Source organism: Streptomyces sp. NPDC003032, assembly GCF_053591415.1.
This window is the reverse complement of record NZ_JBSFTT010000026.1, coordinates 116,271-132,345: the sequence shown is the minus strand read 5'-3', so window position 1 is coordinate 132,345 and position 16,075 is coordinate 116,271. Positions and strand designations below refer to the sequence as shown.

The following is a 16,075-nucleotide window of genomic DNA, read 5'->3' as shown; positions in this document are numbered from 1 at the left end:
TCGGTGTCGCGCGGGTTGGCGCCGGGCCAGCCGCCCTCGATGAAGCCCACGCCGAAGTCGTCCAGATGCCGGGCGATGGCCAGCTTGTCCGCGACGGTGAGGCTGATGCCTTCACGCTGCGCGCCGTCGCGCAGCGTCGTGTCGAAGACATGGAAGGAATCGTCGGGAGTTTCCGTCATGCTGATCTGGCTCCTGTGTCGGATCTCGGTCTACCGGAAGGACCGGCTCCACCGCCCACAATGATCCCGCGTGCTCCGTGTCCGGCTGCGGTTGGGCCGGGAAACGAAAAAACCCCTCGCGGGTGCGAGAGGTCTGCGCGCGGGTCGAGGACGACGGTGTCCGCCCGTACATGGTGGTACGAGACGGTCACTGCGGACCGGCGCGCCTGCTGCCAATAATCATGGCGAACGAGAGCACGGACGCAGCCTGCCACAGCTCGCCCCCGCCGCGCGGCCCCGTCTCACGATGCGGGCGGTGTGCCGGACACGCCGCCCGCCCCGCGTGTACGTCAGCGCAGACGGCGCACGAAGGCGTCGTAGCCGTCGTTGGTGTCGCCGCTCAGCAGCGTCTCGTCACCGGAGAGGAAGGCGACGCGGCGGCCGTCCGCCGAGACGCCGCCCGGGGCGACGTCCGCCGTGGCCGCGCCGCCCGTGGTGTCCGGGCTGACCAGCGTGGTGCCGCCCTTCTTCAGGTCCCGCAGATAGACGGGCCACTCCTTGCCGTACTCGGCGCCGGGCTCGGTCAGTTCCGACATGTAGGTGAGGTAGCGGCTGTCGGCGCTGATCGCGGGGGCGCGGGTGTAGGCCTCGCCGGGGCCGCCCTGGGTGCCGTGGACGCGCTGGTTCCTGCCGGAGGCGATGTCGTGGACGAAGACGTTCCAGGCGGCGTCGTCGTCGTTCGGGACCAGGTGTGTGTCGCGGGACTCGAAGACGACGGTACGGCCGTCGCCGCTGATGGACGGCTGCAGGGACTCCTTCTCGGTCTTGGAGCCGTCGTGGGAGCGGTCGATCTGCGTCACCTTTCCCGTCCTGCGGTCGCGCAGCCACAGGTCGCTCCAGTCGTCGCCGCGCGGGCCGTTGACGAAGGAGGTGGCGTAGACGACGCGGCGGCCGTCGTCGCTGACGGTCGGCGAGTGGGCGTCGCGCTCCCCGTCGCCGCCCGGGTAGGGGTGGCTGACTTTCTCGGTGGTGCCGGTCTCGCGGTCGCGCAGGAAGACCGCCGTGCCGTCGAACCGGGGGCCGTCCGTGCTGAAGACGGCGTAGCGCGCGTTCGCGCTCAGAAAGACGCTGCCCGCGCTGTCGCCCGGGTAGCCGTCGGGCAGTTCGACGTCGAGGCGCTCGGTCGTCCTCGTCCTGCGGTCGTAGAGGCGTACGTCCCGGTCGGAGTAGGAGCCCGCCGGGCTGGTGACCATCGCGACGTAGCGGCCGTCGGCGCTCAGCGAGGGGCCGCTGACCTGGCGCCCTTCGAGCGCGATCCGCTCGGTCCCTCCGGTGCGCAGATCGCGTACGAAGATGTCCCGCTGACCGTTGGTGTCGCCGGCGACCAGGTCGGCGGCCTCGGACTCGAAGGCCGCGAACCGGCCGTCGCGGCTGATCACGGCGCCCGCGGACGTGCCGTTCCCGGCCTTGCCCTCGGGAGTGACGCTGACGCCCTCGGTGCGGGGCGCGGCGGCGTCCGGTGCGGCGACGGCCGCGGGCAGGGCCATGGCGGTGACGGCGGCGACGGTGAGGGCGGCGGCCGTCAGGGCGGCGTGGCGCTTGGTGCTGTGCATGAGCTGTTCCCCGTACTTTCTTGTCGTGGTGCTGTCAGGTCACGGTGCGCGGGCCGGGAACGCTCCCGGAGTGCCGAGCGGGGCGGTCGGACGCGGACCGGTGACGGCTCCGCACGGATCGGTTCAGCGTGTGTGGCGCAGGAAGAGGTCACAGTCGCCGTTGGTGTCGTCCGGCACGAGGTCGGCGGCCTCCGACGTGAAGACGACCCCGCGGCCCCTGGCGGTGACGGCTCCGGGCACGGCCCCGCCCGGTCCGACGGGCCGGTGCCCGCCCGTGCGCAGATCGAGGAGGGCCAGGTCGCCCTCCCCGGCGAGCACGGCGTACCGGACGTCGCGGCTCGCGGACACGGCGGGCCGGTCCGCGACGCGCCGGGTCGTGTCCGAGCGCAGATCGCGCAGGTACGCACCCCCGCCGGCGTCGAAGAGGACGTACCGCCCGTCCTCGCTCAGCTGGACCAACTCCCCCTTGCCCAGGCCCTTGTCGACATGGACGGTCTCACCGGTGGCGCGGTTCCTGACGAGGACGTCGGCGGGGTCGTCGCCGGCGGACCGGGTCTGGTAGGCGACGAGCGAGCCGTCGGCGCTCAGCGACGCCGCGTCCTTGGGGCCGTCCGCCGCGCCCGAGACCAGCTCGTCGGCGCCGGTCGCCATGGAACGCACGTACAGCCGCAGGGTGGGGCTCGGCCGGTCGCCCGCGCCGTAGGCGACATGACCGCCGCCGGGGGTGAGCGCCCACATCTCGCCGATCCACGCCTCGGGATCGGCGCCGGGCAGGACGGTCTCGGTGGTGCCCGTCACGCGGTCGTGGAGCCGGGGCAGCGGGACCTTGGCCCGCGGTGAAGCCGATGTACCGGCCGTCGCCGCTGATGACCGGCGGCGCCCAGAAGTGGCCGCCCGCCTGGGGGACCGTGTGCGCCTCGCCCGTGACGCGGTCCTTCAGCACGAGGCACGTGTAGACGTTCTGGTGGCAGCCGAACTGGGCCCCCTTGGTGTGGAACGCGGTGTATCTGCCGTCGTCGCTGATCACGCCCTGATGGGAGAGGCCGTCCAGCTGGGCGCCCTCGCTCGTGGTGCTGATCCGCTCGGTGCGGGGGGTATGCGTCTTCGCCTGCGCGGTGGGCAGGGTCGCCGCGGTGATCGTGACGCCGATGACCGCGCCCAGCAGGGCGCTCGCGGGGCGCCGCATCAACGGGCCGTCCACTTGAAGACGTCGCTCACGCCGTTGGTGTCGCCGGGCACGACGTCCGCGTCGGCGGTGGAGTAGACGACGGTGCGTCCCTTCGCGCCGACCGCGCCCGGGGCCGCGGAGCCGTGCCCGACCGTGGTCTCGTGGCCGTTGCTCAGCGTGCGCAGCCGCAGCGTCGACCGGGCGTCCCGGTAGAGGACCTGCTTCCCGTCGGGGCTGACCGCCTCGGCGTGGCCGCCCGCGATCTCGTGGGTCTTGCCGGTGCGCAGGTCGCGGACCCGGGCCCCGTCGGCGGAGTTCGTCGCCACGGTGCGGCCGTCACCGCTGAGCTGCACGAGCTCGGTGGCCGTGCCGTCGTCGGCGCGGGTGACCGTGTCCGTCTCGCGGTCGCGGACCCAGACCTCGCCGGTGCCCGCGTCGCGGTAGGCGACGTGGCGCCCGTCGGCGCTGATGGACGGTGTCGACATGTCGTGGACGGAGCTCTGCGGTGCGCCGCTGACGGTCTCGCGGGTGTCGGTGACGCGGTCGTAGACCTCGACGCGGTAGGGGTCCTCGGGGTGGCGCGGGCGCAGTTCGTACGCGATGTGGCGGCCGTCGGCGCTGATCGAGGGTGAGTGGGAGGTGTCCTTGAAGGCGGCGCCGTCGATGCGCTTGCGCTCGCCTGTGGCCACGTCGGTGAGGAAGACGTTGAGGAGGTACGGGCCCCAGTCGCTGTGGGCGGCGTAGCGCCCGTCGCCGCTGACGACCGGGGCGCCCCTGCTGGGTTTGACCCGGGTGACCTGCCCGGTCGTGAGGTCGCGCACGTGCCCGAAGGCCTCCGGCCGCGGCGCGCTGTCCGGCGTGAGGTTGGTGGCCTTGCTGCTGAAGCCGATGTGGCTGCCGCTCGGGGTGATGGAGGCGGACCCGGAGCCGCCGTTGGCCTCGGTTCCGTCGGCCGCGACGCTCACGCGCTCCACCGTCGGCGCGGGCGGCGCCGCCCGGACGGCGGTCGCCGGCGACGCGGTGGCGCCGAGCGCCGCGACGAGTAACGCGCTCAAGGACACACGTCTGGCAGTGGACATGGTTTCCCCCACGGACCTGTCACTCCCCCGGCCCGACGCCGAAGGCCCACGGGGATACAAGCGCACGCGCCACGCGGCGGGCAATCCGCCGGACTGCGTACAACCTGGACAGGCCGCCGGGCGTCCCTAGGCGTCAGGGGCGAGCGCCGCGTCCAGGAACTCCCGTACGTGGGCGAGGACTTGGTCCCGCCCGGTGCCGCGCAGCCCGATCGCCACGTGGATGGAGAAGCCGTCGAGCAGCGCCCGCAACCGGGCCGCGAACCGGTCGGGGTCGATCGCGCCGAACTCGCCCCGCGAGACGCCCTCGGCGAGCAGAGCCACCAGGTCGCGGTGCCAGGCACCCTCGATCGCGGCCTGCCGGTCGCGGCCCTCCTCGTCGGCGTTGAGGGAGCGGTTCCAGACCTCCAGCCAGAGCGTCCAGTGGGGGTCGCCCACGCCGTCGGGGACGTACAGCCCGACGTAGGCGTCCAGGCGTGCGCGGGCCGTGCCGGTGCGGGCGAGGAGGCGGCCGCGCTCGGTGCCGAGGCGGCCCTCGCTCCACTCCAGGGTGCGCAGGAGCAGTTCGTCCTTGGTGCGGAAGTAGTAGAGGAGGTGGCCGGAGCTCATCCCGACCTCACGGCCGAGCGCGGCCATGGTCAGCTTCTCCAGGCCGCGCTCGGCGATCATCTCCATGGCGGCCGCGAGGACGTCCTCACGCGGCGGGGCGTTCTTCCGCGCGCGGGCCTGCCCGGCTGAGGCCATGTCCTGCTCCTTGATTCACACCTTCGGCTGCTGCTGGGTGATGCAGTGGATGCCACCGCCCCCGGCGAAGATCGTACGGGCGTCGACGAGCGTCACCGTACGGCCGGGGAAGAGACCGCGGAAGATACCGGCCGCGATCTCGTCGTTCGGGTCGCCGAAGGCGCACAGGACGACGCCGCCGTTGCAGAGGTAGTGGTTGATGTACGAGTAGTCGACCCAGCCCTCGTCGTCCTTGAGGACGGTCGGCGCGGGCACCTCGACGATCCGCAGGGTGCGGCCGCGCGCGTCCTTCTGGCCCTGGAGGGTCGCGACGACCTCCTTGCTGACCTCGAAGTCGGGGTGGGCGGGGTCCCGCTGGGAGTGGACGAGGACGACGCCGGGCGCGGCGAACGCGGCGACGATGTCGACGTGGCCGAGGGTGCCGTAGCCGTGGCCGGGGTAGTCGGCGGTGAGGCCGCGCGGCAGCCAGATCGCCTTGGTGGTGCCGAGGTGGGCGTGGATCTCCGCCTCGACCTCCGCCTTGGTCCGGCCGGGGTTGCGCTCGGGGCCGAGCTGGACGGTCTCGGTGAGCAGGACGGTGCCCTCGCCGTCGACGTGGATGCCGCCGCCCTCGTTCACGAGGTCCGAGGTGTACGTACGGGCTCCGGCGAGGTCGGCCACGTACGCGCCGATCTTGGAGTCGTGGTCCCAGCGGGCCCACTCCTGGGCGCCCCAGCCGTTGAACGTCCAGTCCACGGCGGCCAGCCGGCCCTTGCCGTCGGTGAGGAAGGTCGGCCCGATGTCCCGCATCCAGGCGTCGTCGAGCTCCCGCTCGACCACCTCGATGTCCGGGCCGAGCAGCTCCTTGGCGTACGCGGACTGGGCGGGCCCGCACACCACGGTGACAGGCTCGAAGCGGCGTACGGCGCGGGCGACGTTGGCCCAGGCGAGGCGGGACCCGTCGAGGCCCTCGGGGTCGTCGAAGGTGGGGTTGGGGCACGGCCACGCCATCCAGGTGCGTTCGTGCGGGGCCCACTCGGCGGGCATGCGGAAGCCGTCGGCGGCAGCAGACATGACGTACACCTTCAGAGTCAGAGGAAGTAGAGGCGGTTGAGGGAGACCGAGTCGGCGGGCTCGGAGCGGACCGGGTCGCCGTCGAGGGTGACGAGGCCGGAACGCTGGTCCACGTCGACGGCTCCGGTGCGGGAGTTCAGACGCAGGTCGGCGGGGCCGATGCCACGGGTGCCGCGCACGGCGACCCGGCGGCGGCGGGTGGGCATGAGGTCGTTGCCCTGGTCGACGGCGGCCTGCGCGACGAACGCCACGGAGATGTCGGCGGGTGTCGCGCCGTACGCCCCGAACTGCGGGCCCAGGACGAGGGGTTCGCAGGTGTCGGTCGCGGCGTTCGGGTCGCCGACGACGCCGTAGGCGGGGAAGCCGGACTTGAGGACCAGCTGCGGCTTGGCGCCGAAGTACTCGGGGCGCCACAGCACGATGTCGGCGAGCTTGCCGACCTCGATGGAGCCGACCTCGTGGGCGAGGCCGTGGGCGAGGGCGGGGTTGATGGTGAGCTTGGCCATGTAGCGCAGGACGCGCGCGTTGTCGTCGTGCGGGCCGTCGCCCTCCATGGGGCCCAGCTCGGCCTTCATCTTCCCGGCCATGGCGAAGGTGCGGCGTACGGTCTCACCGGCGCGGCCCATGCCCTGCGCGTCGGACGAGGTGATGCCGATGGCGCCCAGGTCGTGCAGCACGTCCTCGGCGCCCATCGTCCCGGCGCGGATGCGGTCGCGGGCCATGGCCGCGTCGCCCGGCAGGTCGGTCTTGAGATCGTGGACGGAGACGATCATGCCGTAGTGCTCGGCGACGGCGTCCCGGCCGAAGGGGAGGGTCGGGTTGGTGGAGGAGCCGATGACGTTCGGTACGCCCGCCATCTTCAGGACGTTCGGGACATGACCGCCGCCGCAGCCCTCGATGTGGAAGGCGTGGATGGTCCGCCCCTCCAGGACCTTCAGGGTGTCCTCGACCGACAGGCACTCGTTCAGGCCGTCGCTGTGCAGGGCGACCTGCACGTCGTGTTCCTCGGCGACGCGCAGCGCGGTGTCGAGCGCGCGGGTGTGCGCGCCCATGTCCTCGTGCACCTTGAAGCCGGACGCGCCGCCCTCGGCGAGCGCCTCGATCAGCGGGGCGTCGTTCGAGGACGAGCCCCGGCCGAGGAAGCCGATGTTGACCGGCCAGGCGTCGAAGGCGTTGAACGCGTGACGCAGCGCCCAGGGCGAGTTGACGCCGACGCCCCACACCGGCCCGAACTCCTGGCCGATGACCGTGGTGACGCCGGAGGCGAGGGAGGCCTCCATGATGCGCGGCGAGAGCAGGTGGACGTGCGTGTCCACGGAACCGGCCGTCGCGATGAGCCCCTCGCCGGACACGATGGACGTGCCGGTGCCGACCACGACGTCGACGCCGTCGAGGGTGTCGGGGTTACCGGCCCTCCCGATGGCGTGGATGCGGCCTTCCCTGATGCCGATGGACACCTTGCGGATGCCCTGCACGGCGTCGATGACGACGACGTTGCTGATGACGACGTCGCAGGTCTCGCGAACGGCGGCGGCCTTCAGATGCAGTCCGTCGCGGGCGGTCTTGCCGAAACCGGCGAGGAACTCGTCGCCGTACTTCTGGGCGTCGGACTCGACGCGGATCGTCAGCCCGGAGTCGCCGAGCCGGACGTGGTCGCCGGCGCGGGGGCCGTGCGTGGAGGCGTACTCGTACGGGGTGAGGCGGCGCGGTTCGGCGGCGTGGCCTCCGGGGCGGCTCATCGCTGGATCTCCTGCTCAGTCGTTTCCGGTACGCCGAGGTAGCCGCAGGCGGCGGCGCGGCGCAGCGCCTCTTCGCGGGCGCCCGGCGCGTCCAGCGGCCCGTCGACCAGGCCCGCGAAGCCGATGGCGATCCGCTCGCCGCCGATCGGCAGCAGCCCGACCTCGCCGCTCTCGCCGGGCCCGAAGCGGACGGAGGACCCGGCGGGCACGGCCAGGCGCAGGCCGTAGGCGGCGGCGCGGTCGAAGTCGAGCCGGGGGTTGGCCTCGAAGAAGTGGAAGTGCGAGGTCACGGAGACGGGCACGGTGGCGGTGTTGCGCACGGTCAGCGTCACGACGGGCGCGGGGTCCTCGTGCGCGGGGCCGGGCAGGAGCGCGCCGGGCGCCTCGCTGCCGAGGCCGCCGCCGATGGGGTCACAGACGACGGCGAGGCGGGACCCGTCGTCGAAGACGGCCTCCACATGCACCTCGGTCACCACGTCGGCGACGCCGGGCAGGACGTCGTCCGGGCCGAGGGCGGCACGGGCGCGCTCGACGGCCTCGGCGAGGCGGGCGCCGTCGCGGGCCGCCTCGCAGACCGTGTCGGCGATCAGCGCGGTGGCCTCGGGGACGTTGAGTCTGAGGCCGCGCGCCTTGCGGGCCCTGGCGAGCTCGGCGGCCCCGAAGAGCAGCAGCCGGTCGCGTTCGGTGGGCGTCAGTCGCACGCGCCGTACCTCCCTGTTCCAGGTTTAGAGCACCACTCTAACTACGGAATCCGCATGCGGGAAGCATTGACTGGATGGGGTTCAACACGTCACATTGAGCGCTGCTCAAATACGGGAGCAACCATCGGGACCAAACGAGCGTCAGGGGCACCCTCATGCCGATAGAACAGCGCGGAGTCGACACCATCCCGGACGGGGAGCGCACCAGCGGCCCCCGCGATCTCGTGTCGATCCTGATCGGCTCGAACCTCTGCCTGGGGGTGATCGTCTTCGGCTGGCTGCCGGTGTCGTTCGGCCTCGGCTGGTGGGAGTCGGTGAGCGCGGTGGTCGCGGGCACGGTGATCGGCACCGCGCTGACGGCGCCGCTCGCCCTGGTGTCCCTGCGCACCGGCACGAACCTCTCCACCTCCTCGGGCGCGCAGTTCGGGGTGCGTGGGCGCCTGGTCGGCTCGGTCGTCGGCCTGCTGCTCTCGCTCGGCTACACCGCGCTGACCATCTGGATCGGCGGCGACGTGATGGTGGGCGTGCTGCACCGCCTGCTCGGACTGCCGGCCGGCGGCTTCTCGTACGCCGTCGTCTACGCCCTGCTCGCCGCCGCCACCGTGGTCGGCGCGGTCTTCGGCTACCGCGTGCTGCTACGGCTCTCCCGGGTGCTCGCCTTCGGCATGACGGCGCTGCTCATCCTCGGCGTCGTCGCGTACGCCCCCTACTTCACGACATCGGCGCTCCCGGGAGCGGGCGGCTACCTTCTCGGCTCGTTCTGGCCCACCTGGCTGATGGCCCTGGTGGCGGCGGGCCTTTCGGGCCCCATCGCCTTCATCACCCTGCTCGGCGACTACACCCGCTACGTCTCACCGGCCCGGCACAGCTCCCGCGCGGTGCTCGGCGCGGCCTGGGCCGGACTGCTCGCGGGGCTGCTGATCCCGCAGCTCTTCGGCACGTTCACGGCGTACGCGGCACGCGCGGCCCTCGACTACGCGGGAGGCCTCGTCGACGTCTCCCCCACCTGGTACCTGGTGCCGCTGCTGCTCGCCGCCTCCGCGGGCTCGGTCGGCAACGCGGGCCTGATGCTGTACTCGATGGGCCTCGACCTGGACGCGATCCTGCCCCGCGCCTCGCGTGCCCGCGCCACGTACACGGTCGCCGTCGTCGCCACGGGCTGCGTCTTCGTCGGCCACTACGCGTGGGAGGCGCAGGACGCGATGACATCGTTCGTACTGCTCCTGACCGCCATCGGCACGCCCTGGGCCGTCATCACCCTCATCGGCTTCGCGCGCTGCCGCGGGGAGTACGACGCGGACGCCCTCCAGGTCTTCAACCGCCGCTCCAGGGGCGGCGTCTACTGGTACCGCGCCGGCTGGAACGTCCAGGCCACCGCGTCCTGGGCGCTCGGTGCGGCGGTCGGCCTGATCGCGGTCTCCCTCCCTTCGTACGAGGGTCCGCTGCTGTCCCTGACCGGCGGGGTCGACTGCAGCTTCCTGCTGTCGGGAGTGGTGGGCGGCGCGGCGTACACCGCGCTGACGCGGCGGCACTCGCCCGCCGTCGCCCCGCTCCCCCTCACGGAGGAGGAGTCCCTGGCGGGCTGAGACTCCGTCGGGACTGCGGGGCGGCGGGGCTGTTGCCTCAGCCGATGTCCAGGATCGCCTTGCCGTGCAGACGGCGGGTGAGGAGCGTGTCGATCGCCTCCGGGGCCTTGCCCCAGGCGCCCCGCCAGGACGTGCCGGGGTCGAGTGCGCCCGACGCCACCTGCTCCGCGAGCCAGGTCAGATCCCTGGCCAGGTCGGGGAAGCCGAGCAGCTGGAAGTTGACGATCGAACGGTTGTGGCGGCCCGCCTCCCCATAGAGGGCCCTGAGCGGGAAGTGCTCGGCCTCACCGCCGGCCTGCCCGACGGAGACGAGTGTGCCGTCCCGGCCCAACTTCTCGTACGAAGCGACGAGTTGGCGGCCGCCGATCACGTCCACCACGCCGTCCACCGGGGCGCCGGCCGCCTCAGGCGTGGCGATCACCTCATGGGCGCCGAGGGCGCGGAGCGCCTCGCCCCGCCCCTCGGGGTCGCCGGTCACCGCGATGACGTGGGCGCCGCCCTGCCGGGCGAGCTGCACCGCGTACCGGCCGACGCCGCCGGTCGCACCCGTGACCAGGACGCGCCTGCCGAGGATCGGCCCGATCCGGTGCAGGGCGAGCAGGGCGCTGGCGCCCGCGACCGGCACGGTGCTGATGGCACCCAGGTCGGCGCCCTCGGGTACGACGCCGATCCAGCCCGTGTCCACGGCGCGGAGTTCGGCCCAGCCGCCGTCGCCGCCCAGGGTCACGACGGGGGTGCCCGCCGCGGGGCCCGAGCCGTCGGCGGCGGCACGCTCGACCACTCCCGCCGCGTCCCAGCCGAGCACCGCGCCCTCGGGCGCGCCCTCGATGCCCCACCTCACCTCGCCGTGGTTCAGGGAGGTCGCCCGTACGCGGACCAGGGCCTGATGCGGGGCGGGCTCGGGGGCGGGAGCTTCGCCGAGGCGGAGCCCGCCGGGGACGGACCGGTCAACCAGCAGTGCGCGCATGGGAGTTGTGCCTTTCGTCGTACGCCAGAGAGAGCCGACGGCACCTTGGAAGGGCCCGGCCGCCGCAATAGTGCCACTGAGTGGCATAAGCCTTCAAGGGGCATTCGCTCCCAGGGCTACACTTCGGCCATGGACATCGACCGGCTGCCCCTGCGGGAGCGCAAGAAGCTGCGGACACGGCAGGCACTTGTCGACACCGCCCTGGAGCTGTTCACGGAGCGCGGCTTCGACGGCGTGACGCTCGACGCGCTGTGCGACGCGGTGGAGGTCAGCAAGCGGACGTTCTTCCGTACGTTCAGCAGCAAGGAAGACGTGGCGATGGCGCCGACCCAGGATCTCTGGGAGGCGTTCCTCGAAGAGCTGGAGGTCTGCGAACCGGCCCCCGGCCAGGCCCTGTTCGACGTGCTGCGGGACGCGCTGCTGGGCGCGCTGGCGCGGATGCCGGATGAGGGGTGGGCCGGGAGGGTGCTGCTCAGCCGCCGCCTCGCCGCGGTCACCCCCTCCATGGACGCGCATGGGCTGGCCTTCTGCGACCGCACGAGCCGGGCCGCGCTCGTCGTGGCGCGGCGCCGGTTCGCCCTGCCGGGCGGGGGCGACGATCTGCGGGTGCGGCTCGCGATCGATGTCCTGGTCGCGGCGTTCCACCGGGCGGTGGAGGCGTGGATCGAGGGTCCCGGTCCCACGCGGGACCGCCTCGCGGCGGGGCTGAGGCGCGCCTGCGCCGCGGCGCCGGAGAGCCTTACCCTCGCGGTGCGTTAGCGCTGCGCTGGGCGGGTGCGGTCTGTCTGCGGGCCCGTCTTGAGCTGGGCGGGTGCAGTTTTCTTCCGCGGGTCGTCTTGGGCTGGTCGCGCGGTTCCCCGCGCCCCTGCCCCGAACCGGCGCGCCGCACGAGGCAACCGCGCCGCCCGCAGCCCCGCGCCCCTGAACGGCTTCGCCGCCAGGGGCGTGGGGCTGCGGAACGGGAAGAGCCCTCAGCCGAGGTCGTGCATCCAGCCGTGCTGGTCCTTCGCCGTGCCCCGCTGGATGTTCAAAAGCGCGTCCCGCAGCTTCATCGTGACCTCGCCCGGCTCGCCCCCGCTCTGCTGCCACTCGCCCGCGTTGCACTTGACCGTGCCGACAGGCGTGATGACGGCCGCGGTGCCGCAGGCGAAGACCTCGGTGAGGGTGCCGTTCTCGGAGTCGGTCTTCCACTGGTCGATGGAGACGCGGGCCTCCTCGGACTCGTAGCCCAGGTCGCGGGCGACGGTGAGCAGCGAGTCGCGGGTGATGCCCGCGAGCAGGGAGCCGGTCAGGGCGGGGGTGACGATTCTGTCGCCGTACACGAAGTACAGGTTCATGCCGCCGAGCTCCTCGACCCACTTGTGCTCGACCGCGTCGAGGTAGGCGACCTGGTCGCAGCCCTTCGCCGCGGCCTCGGCCTGCGCGAGCAGCGACGCCGCGTAGTTGCCGCCGGTCTTGGCGTCGCCCATGCCGCCGGGGACGGCGCGCACACGGTCCTCGGAGAGCCAGATCGAGACGGGCCTGACGCCGCCGGGGAAGTACGCGCCGGCGGGCGAGGCGATGACGACGAAGAGGTACTCGTTGGCGGGCTTCACCCCCAGGCCGACCTCGGTGGCGATCATGAACGGGCGCAGGTAGAGGGACTCCTCGCCGCCGTGCGCCGGGACCCACGCCTTGTCCTGCGCGACCAGCACGTCGCACGCCTCGATGAACGTCTCGACCGGCAGCTCCGGCATGGCGAGGCGGCGCGCGGAGGCCTGGAAGCGGCGGGCGTTGGCGTCGGGGCGGAACGTGGCCACCGTGCCGTCGGGCCGGCGGTACGCCTTGAGGCCCTCGAAGATCTCCTGGGCGTAGTGCAGGACGTTCGTCGCCGGGTCGAGGGCAAGCGGCCCGTACGGCACGAGCTGGCCGTCGTGCCAGCCGCGGCCCTCCGTCCACTTGATCGTGACCATGTGGTCGGTGAAGTGGCGGCCGAACCCGGGGTCGGCCATGATCGCCTCGCGCTCCGCGGTGGCCAGCGGGGACGAGGAGGGCTTGAGCTCGATGGTCGGCGTCGTCGTCATGAGTGCTTTGTCCTTCACGGTGTGATGGTGACGGACCGCGCTCACGCCCGTACCACTGGTACTGGATACCACTGGTACTTGGACGTCCGAGCTTCCCTGTCTTTCACGGCCCCACGTTCGATTATCGCTCGCGGGGTCCCGAGGAAGAAACGGCATGATTGCGGCCCGGAGGTCGATGGTGACACCCCGGGGCCGCATACGAGAAGCCCCGCCGGGTGCCTTGAGGACCCGGCGGCTTCTGTGCGATCTTCGAGCTGATCTACGAGCTACCGGGTCAGCCCGCTACTCGTACGGCGAGCGCGTCGCCGATCTGCTCGGTGGTGCGGGCGCTCTCCCCGCGCTCGGCGAGGTCGGCGGAGACGGCGGTCTCGATGCGGGCGGCCTCGGTCTCGTACCCGAGGTGGCGCAGCAGGAGGGCGACGGACAGGACGGTGGCCGTGGGGTCGGCCTTGCCCTGGCCCGCGATGTCCGGCGCCGAGCCGTGCACGGGCTCGAACATGGACGGGAACTCGCGGCCCGGGTTGATGTTGCCGGAGGCCGCGACGCCGATGCCGCCGGAGACGGCCGCGGCGAGGTCGGTGATGATGTCGCCGAAGAGGTTGTCGGTGACGATCACGTCGAAGCGGCCGGGGTCGGTGACGAGGTAGATCGTCGCGGCGTCGACGTGGATGTAGTCGGTGGTGACCTCGGGGAACTCCTCGGCCACCTGGTTGAAGACGTTGGTCCAGAGGTGACCCGCGTACGCGAGGACGTTGTTCTTGTGGACCAGCGTCAGCTTCTTGCGCGGGCGGGCCTGCGCGCGGGCGAAGGCGTCTCGGACCACGCGCTCCACGCCGAAGGCGGTGTTGACGGAGACCTCGGTGGCGACCTCGTGCGGCGTTCCGGTGCGGATCGAACCGCCGTTGCCCGTGTAGGGGCCCTCGGTGCCCTCGCGTACGACGATGAAGTCGATCTCGGGCTGGCCCTTGAGGGGGGTCGCGACGCCCGGGAGCAGCTTCGAGGGGCGCAGGTTGACGTGGTGGTCGAAGAGGAAGCGGAGCTTCAGCAGGAAGCCGCGCTCCAGGACGCCGGAGGGGACCGAGGGGTCGCCGATCGCGCCGAGGAGGATCGCGTCGTGCCGCTTGAGGGCTTCGACGTCGGCGTCGGTGAGCGTCTCACCGGTCGCGTGGTACCGCTTGGCGCCGAAGTCGTACTCCGTGGTCTCCAGCTTCACGTCCGGCGGGAGGACGGCGCCCAGGACCCTGAGCCCCTGGGCCACGACTTCCTGGCCGATGCCGTCACCGGGGATCACTGCGAGATTGAGGATGCGAGAGCTAGCCGACATGCGGGCAGCCTACTCTTCGTCCCAGGGGCTGACACCCGATGTCCGGCATGTGGACAGCCCTGGTGAGGCCCTGGTACGCCACCGCATGGCCACCTCCTCTTCACCCCGATGCGTGGTGGGAGTTGGCCGTCGCTGGGAAGTTCTCCGCCATGGACACACCGAACGTCGGCATTCCGGAGCCGCTCGCGTCCCGGATGAGCATGCCGGAGCAGCACGAGTACCTGCGCGCGAAGCTCTCCCGCCGCACGGTGCTCGCCCGTTCGTTCGCCACGGCGGGGACGGTGGGCGGCATCGGCCTGCTCGCGGGCGGTTCGAGCGGCACATACAGCGGGGGCTCACCCATGCCGGCCGCCTCGTCCGCGCGGGTGCGGGTCGACGGCGAACTGGTCGCTCCCTTCGGGCGGCATCTGGCGTTCGGGGCCGACCCGAAGACGCAGATGCGGATCTCATGGCAGGTGCCGTTCGCGGTCAAGGCCCCTTACGTACGCGTGGGTGCCAAGCCCTGGGAGCTGAGCCGGAAGATCGAGGCGGAGGTGCGGGACCTGCACACCCCCTCGCTGTCCAAGAAGCTGCCGGCCGTCGAGCAGTACTACCTGCACGCGGCCCTTGACGGCCTCAAGCCCGGCACGACGTACTACTACGGCGTCGGCCACGACGGCTTCGACCCGGCGTCGCCCGAGCGGATGGCGACGATCGGCTCGTTCAGGACGGCGCCCGCGCGGGCGGAGAAGTTCGTCTTCACGGCCTTCGGCGACCAGGGCGTCAGCTATCACGCGCTCGCCAACGACCAGGTGGTCCTGGGGCAGAACCCGTCCTTCCATCTGCACGCGGGCGACATCTGCTACGCGGACACCACCGGGCACGGCAAGGAGTCGGACACATACGACGCGCGCGTGTGGGACACCTTCCTCGCGCAGACGGAGTCGGTCGCGAAGTCGGTGCCGTGGATGGTCACGACCGGCAACCACGACATGGAGGCGTGGTACTCGCCGAACGGCTACGGCGGGCAGTCCGCGCGCTGGTCCCTCCCGGAGAACGGCTTCGACCCGCACGAGGCGCCCGGCGTCTACTCCTTCACGTACGGCAACGTCGGCGTCGTCGCCCTGGACGCCAACGACGTCTCGTACGAGATCACCGCCAACAAGGGCTACACGGACGGCAAGCAGACCGCCTGGCTCGACCAGCGGCTCGGCGAGCTGCGGGCGGACAAGGGCGTCGACTTCATCGTCGTCTTCTTCCACCACTGCGCGTACTCGACCTCGACGCACGCCTCCGACGGCGGGGTGCGCGACGCGTGGCTGCCACTGTTCACCCGGCACCAGGTGGACCTGGTCGTCAACGGCCACAACCACGTCTACGAGCGCACCGATGCCATCAAGGGCGGCGAGGTCGGCAGGCCCGTGCCGGTCGGCGCGTCGACGGATCCGACGCGCGACGGCATCGTGTACGTCACCGCGGGCGGCGCGGGCAAGGACCTCTACGGCTTCGGGCCCGGGGTCGAGGACACCTACGAGGGGCACGTCCACGACCGCGACCACATCGTGAGCTTCCACTGGACGAAGTCGCGGCGGGCCGATCCCGACACGGTCGAGTGGTCACGGGTGCGCTACACCGGCTTCTCGTTCCTCGCGGTCGAGGTGACGGCGGGCGCGCACCCGAAGCTGTCGGTCTCCGCACTCGCGGAGAACGGCGAGCGCATCGACCACTTCGAGGTCGCACGCGGGGCTCAGTGACCGGTCTTGCCGCCGTTGTCCCTGCGGTCGAGGGCCCGCTGGAGGGCCGCGGCGGCGTTCTTGCGCTCGGAACGGCGCTCGGAGTCGCTCGTACGGGAGGCATGACGGACTCGGCGGACGGTCGTCTCGGCCATGGGAGATCCACTCCTT

14 protein-coding genes and 1 pseudogene are annotated in these 16,075 nt (G+C 72.1%); 3 read left to right on the top strand and 12 right to left on the bottom strand.

The features are described from left to right. The 8 genes and pseudogenes from ACWDZ7_RS30780 to ureA all read right to left on the bottom strand — a co-directional run. Window positions 1-179: pseudogene (locus ACWDZ7_RS30780) on the bottom strand (citramalate synthase); the annotation flags it as partial. 329 nt (window positions 180-508) lie between these two features. Continuing rightward, entirely contained in the window at window positions 509-1,771 is a 1,263-nt protein-coding gene (locus tag ACWDZ7_RS30775) for a hypothetical protein (RefSeq protein ID WP_451801498.1), read from the bottom strand. 123 nt (window positions 1,772-1,894) lie between these two features. Then, entirely contained in the window at window positions 1,895-2,569 is a 675-nt protein-coding gene (locus ACWDZ7_RS30770) for a TolB family protein (protein WP_451801497.1), read from the bottom strand. Between the two features lie 387 nt (window positions 2,570-2,956). Then, window positions 2,957-4,018: a WD40 repeat domain-containing protein gene (locus ACWDZ7_RS30765; protein WP_451801496.1), complete on the bottom strand. Its 1,062-nt coding sequence runs from the start codon at window positions 4,016-4,018 to the stop codon at window positions 2,957-2,959. A 126-nt stretch (window positions 4,019-4,144) separates the two neighbouring features. Continuing rightward, window positions 4,145-4,759 carry a TetR/AcrR family transcriptional regulator gene (locus ACWDZ7_RS30760; protein ID WP_451801494.1) on the bottom strand — a complete coding sequence of 205 codons (615 nt, stop codon included), beginning with the start codon at window positions 4,757-4,759 and terminating at the stop codon, window positions 4,145-4,147. A 15-nt stretch (window positions 4,760-4,774) separates the two neighbouring features. Continuing rightward, window positions 4,775-5,812: an agmatine deiminase family protein gene (locus ACWDZ7_RS30755; protein WP_451801493.1), complete on the bottom strand. Its 1,038-nt coding sequence runs from the start codon at window positions 5,810-5,812 to the stop codon at window positions 4,775-4,777. A gap of 17 nt (window positions 5,813-5,829) precedes the next feature. Then, window positions 5,830-7,551 (bottom strand): urease subunit alpha, encoded by a 1,722-nt coding sequence (locus tag ACWDZ7_RS30750; RefSeq protein WP_451801492.1) that lies wholly within the window; start codon window positions 7,549-7,551, stop codon window positions 5,830-5,832. Then, complete coding sequence (gene ureA, locus ACWDZ7_RS30745) at window positions 7,548-8,252, bottom strand: urease subunit gamma (protein WP_451801491.1); 705 nt, start codon at window positions 8,250-8,252, stop codon at window positions 7,548-7,550. The genes ACWDZ7_RS30750 and ureA overlap by 4 nt, the downstream gene beginning before the upstream one ends. 155 nt (window positions 8,253-8,407) lie before the next feature. Here ureA and ACWDZ7_RS30740 point away from each other — a divergent pair, with 155 nt between their 5' ends. Next, the gene (locus tag ACWDZ7_RS30740) at window positions 8,408-9,838 is read left to right on the top strand and encodes a cytosine permease (RefSeq protein WP_451801490.1); all 1,431 of its coding nucleotides are present in this window, start codon (window positions 8,408-8,410) and stop codon (window positions 9,836-9,838) included. Window positions 9,839-9,875: 37 nt separating this feature from the next. On the opposite strand, the gene ACWDZ7_RS30735 is transcribed toward ACWDZ7_RS30740, so the two are convergent. Further along, entirely contained in the window at window positions 9,876-10,805 is a 930-nt protein-coding gene (locus ACWDZ7_RS30735; RefSeq protein WP_451801489.1) for a zinc-binding dehydrogenase, read from the bottom strand. A 129-nt stretch (window positions 10,806-10,934) separates the two neighbouring features. On the opposite strand from ACWDZ7_RS30735, the gene ACWDZ7_RS30730 reads away from it, so the two are divergent. Further along, window positions 10,935-11,564, top strand: coding sequence for a TetR/AcrR family transcriptional regulator (locus ACWDZ7_RS30730; RefSeq protein ID WP_451801488.1), 630 nt, complete (start codon window positions 10,935-10,937; stop codon window positions 11,562-11,564). A 212-nt stretch (window positions 11,565-11,776) separates the two neighbouring features. Here ACWDZ7_RS30730 and ACWDZ7_RS30725 read toward each other — a convergent pair whose 3' ends face one another. Continuing rightward, window positions 11,777-12,868, bottom strand: coding sequence for a branched-chain amino acid aminotransferase (locus ACWDZ7_RS30725; protein ID WP_451801511.1), 1,092 nt, complete (start codon window positions 12,866-12,868; stop codon window positions 11,777-11,779). Between the two features lie 274 nt (window positions 12,869-13,142). Beyond that, window positions 13,143-14,192: a 3-isopropylmalate dehydrogenase gene (locus tag ACWDZ7_RS30720; RefSeq protein ID WP_451801487.1), complete on the bottom strand. Its 1,050-nt coding sequence runs from the start codon at window positions 14,190-14,192 to the stop codon at window positions 13,143-13,145. Window positions 14,193-14,341: 149 nt separating this feature from the next. On the opposite strand from ACWDZ7_RS30720, the gene ACWDZ7_RS30715 reads away from it, so the two are divergent. Continuing rightward, window positions 14,342-15,925 carry a purple acid phosphatase family protein gene (locus tag ACWDZ7_RS30715; RefSeq protein ID WP_451801486.1) on the top strand — a complete coding sequence of 528 codons (1,584 nt, stop codon included), beginning with the start codon at window positions 14,342-14,344 and terminating at the stop codon, window positions 15,923-15,925. On the opposite strand, the gene ACWDZ7_RS30710 is transcribed toward ACWDZ7_RS30715, so the two are convergent. Beyond that, complete coding sequence (locus ACWDZ7_RS30710; protein WP_451516700.1) at window positions 15,919-16,059, bottom strand: hypothetical protein; 141 nt, start codon at window positions 16,057-16,059, stop codon at window positions 15,919-15,921. The genes ACWDZ7_RS30715 and ACWDZ7_RS30710 overlap by 7 nt on opposite strands. Between the last annotated feature and the right edge of the window lie 16 nt (window positions 16,060-16,075).

What these genes read in the sequence shown, in the direction of transcription:
- ACWDZ7_RS30775 (WP_451801498.1), bottom strand. Translation starts at nt 1,771, where the DNA reads ATGCACAGCACCAAGCGCCACGCCGCCCTGACGGCCGCCGCCCTCACC.
- ACWDZ7_RS30765 (WP_451801496.1), bottom strand. Translation starts at nt 4,018, where the DNA reads ATGTCCACTGCCAGACGTGTGTCCTTGAGCGCGTTACTCGTCGCGGCG.
- ACWDZ7_RS30760 (WP_451801494.1), bottom strand. Translation starts at nt 4,759, where the DNA reads ATGGCCTCAGCCGGGCAGGCCCGCGCGCGGAAGAACGCCCCGCCGCGT.
- ACWDZ7_RS30755 (WP_451801493.1), bottom strand. Translation starts at nt 5,812, where the DNA reads ATGTCTGCTGCCGCCGACGGCTTCCGCATGCCCGCCGAGTGGGCCCCG.
- ACWDZ7_RS30750 (WP_451801492.1), bottom strand. Translation starts at nt 7,551, where the DNA reads ATGAGCCGCCCCGGAGGCCACGCCGCCGAACCGCGCCGCCTCACCCCG.
- ACWDZ7_RS30740 (WP_451801490.1), top strand. Translation starts at nt 8,408, where the DNA reads ATGCCGATAGAACAGCGCGGAGTCGACACCATCCCGGACGGGGAGCGC.
- ACWDZ7_RS30735 (WP_451801489.1), bottom strand. Translation starts at nt 10,805, where the DNA reads ATGCGCGCACTGCTGGTTGACCGGTCCGTCCCCGGCGGGCTCCGCCTC.
- ACWDZ7_RS30730 (WP_451801488.1), top strand. Translation starts at nt 10,935, where the DNA reads ATGGACATCGACCGGCTGCCCCTGCGGGAGCGCAAGAAGCTGCGGACA.
- ACWDZ7_RS30725 (WP_451801511.1), bottom strand. Translation starts at nt 12,868, where the DNA reads ATGACGACGACGCCGACCATCGAGCTCAAGCCCTCCTCGTCCCCGCTG.
- ACWDZ7_RS30720 (WP_451801487.1), bottom strand. Translation starts at nt 14,192, where the DNA reads ATGTCGGCTAGCTCTCGCATCCTCAATCTCGCAGTGATCCCCGGTGAC.
- ACWDZ7_RS30715 (WP_451801486.1), top strand. Translation starts at nt 14,342, where the DNA reads ATGGACACACCGAACGTCGGCATTCCGGAGCCGCTCGCGTCCCGGATG.
- ACWDZ7_RS30710 (WP_451516700.1), bottom strand. Translation starts at nt 16,059, where the DNA reads ATGGCCGAGACGACCGTCCGCCGAGTCCGTCATGCCTCCCGTACGAGC.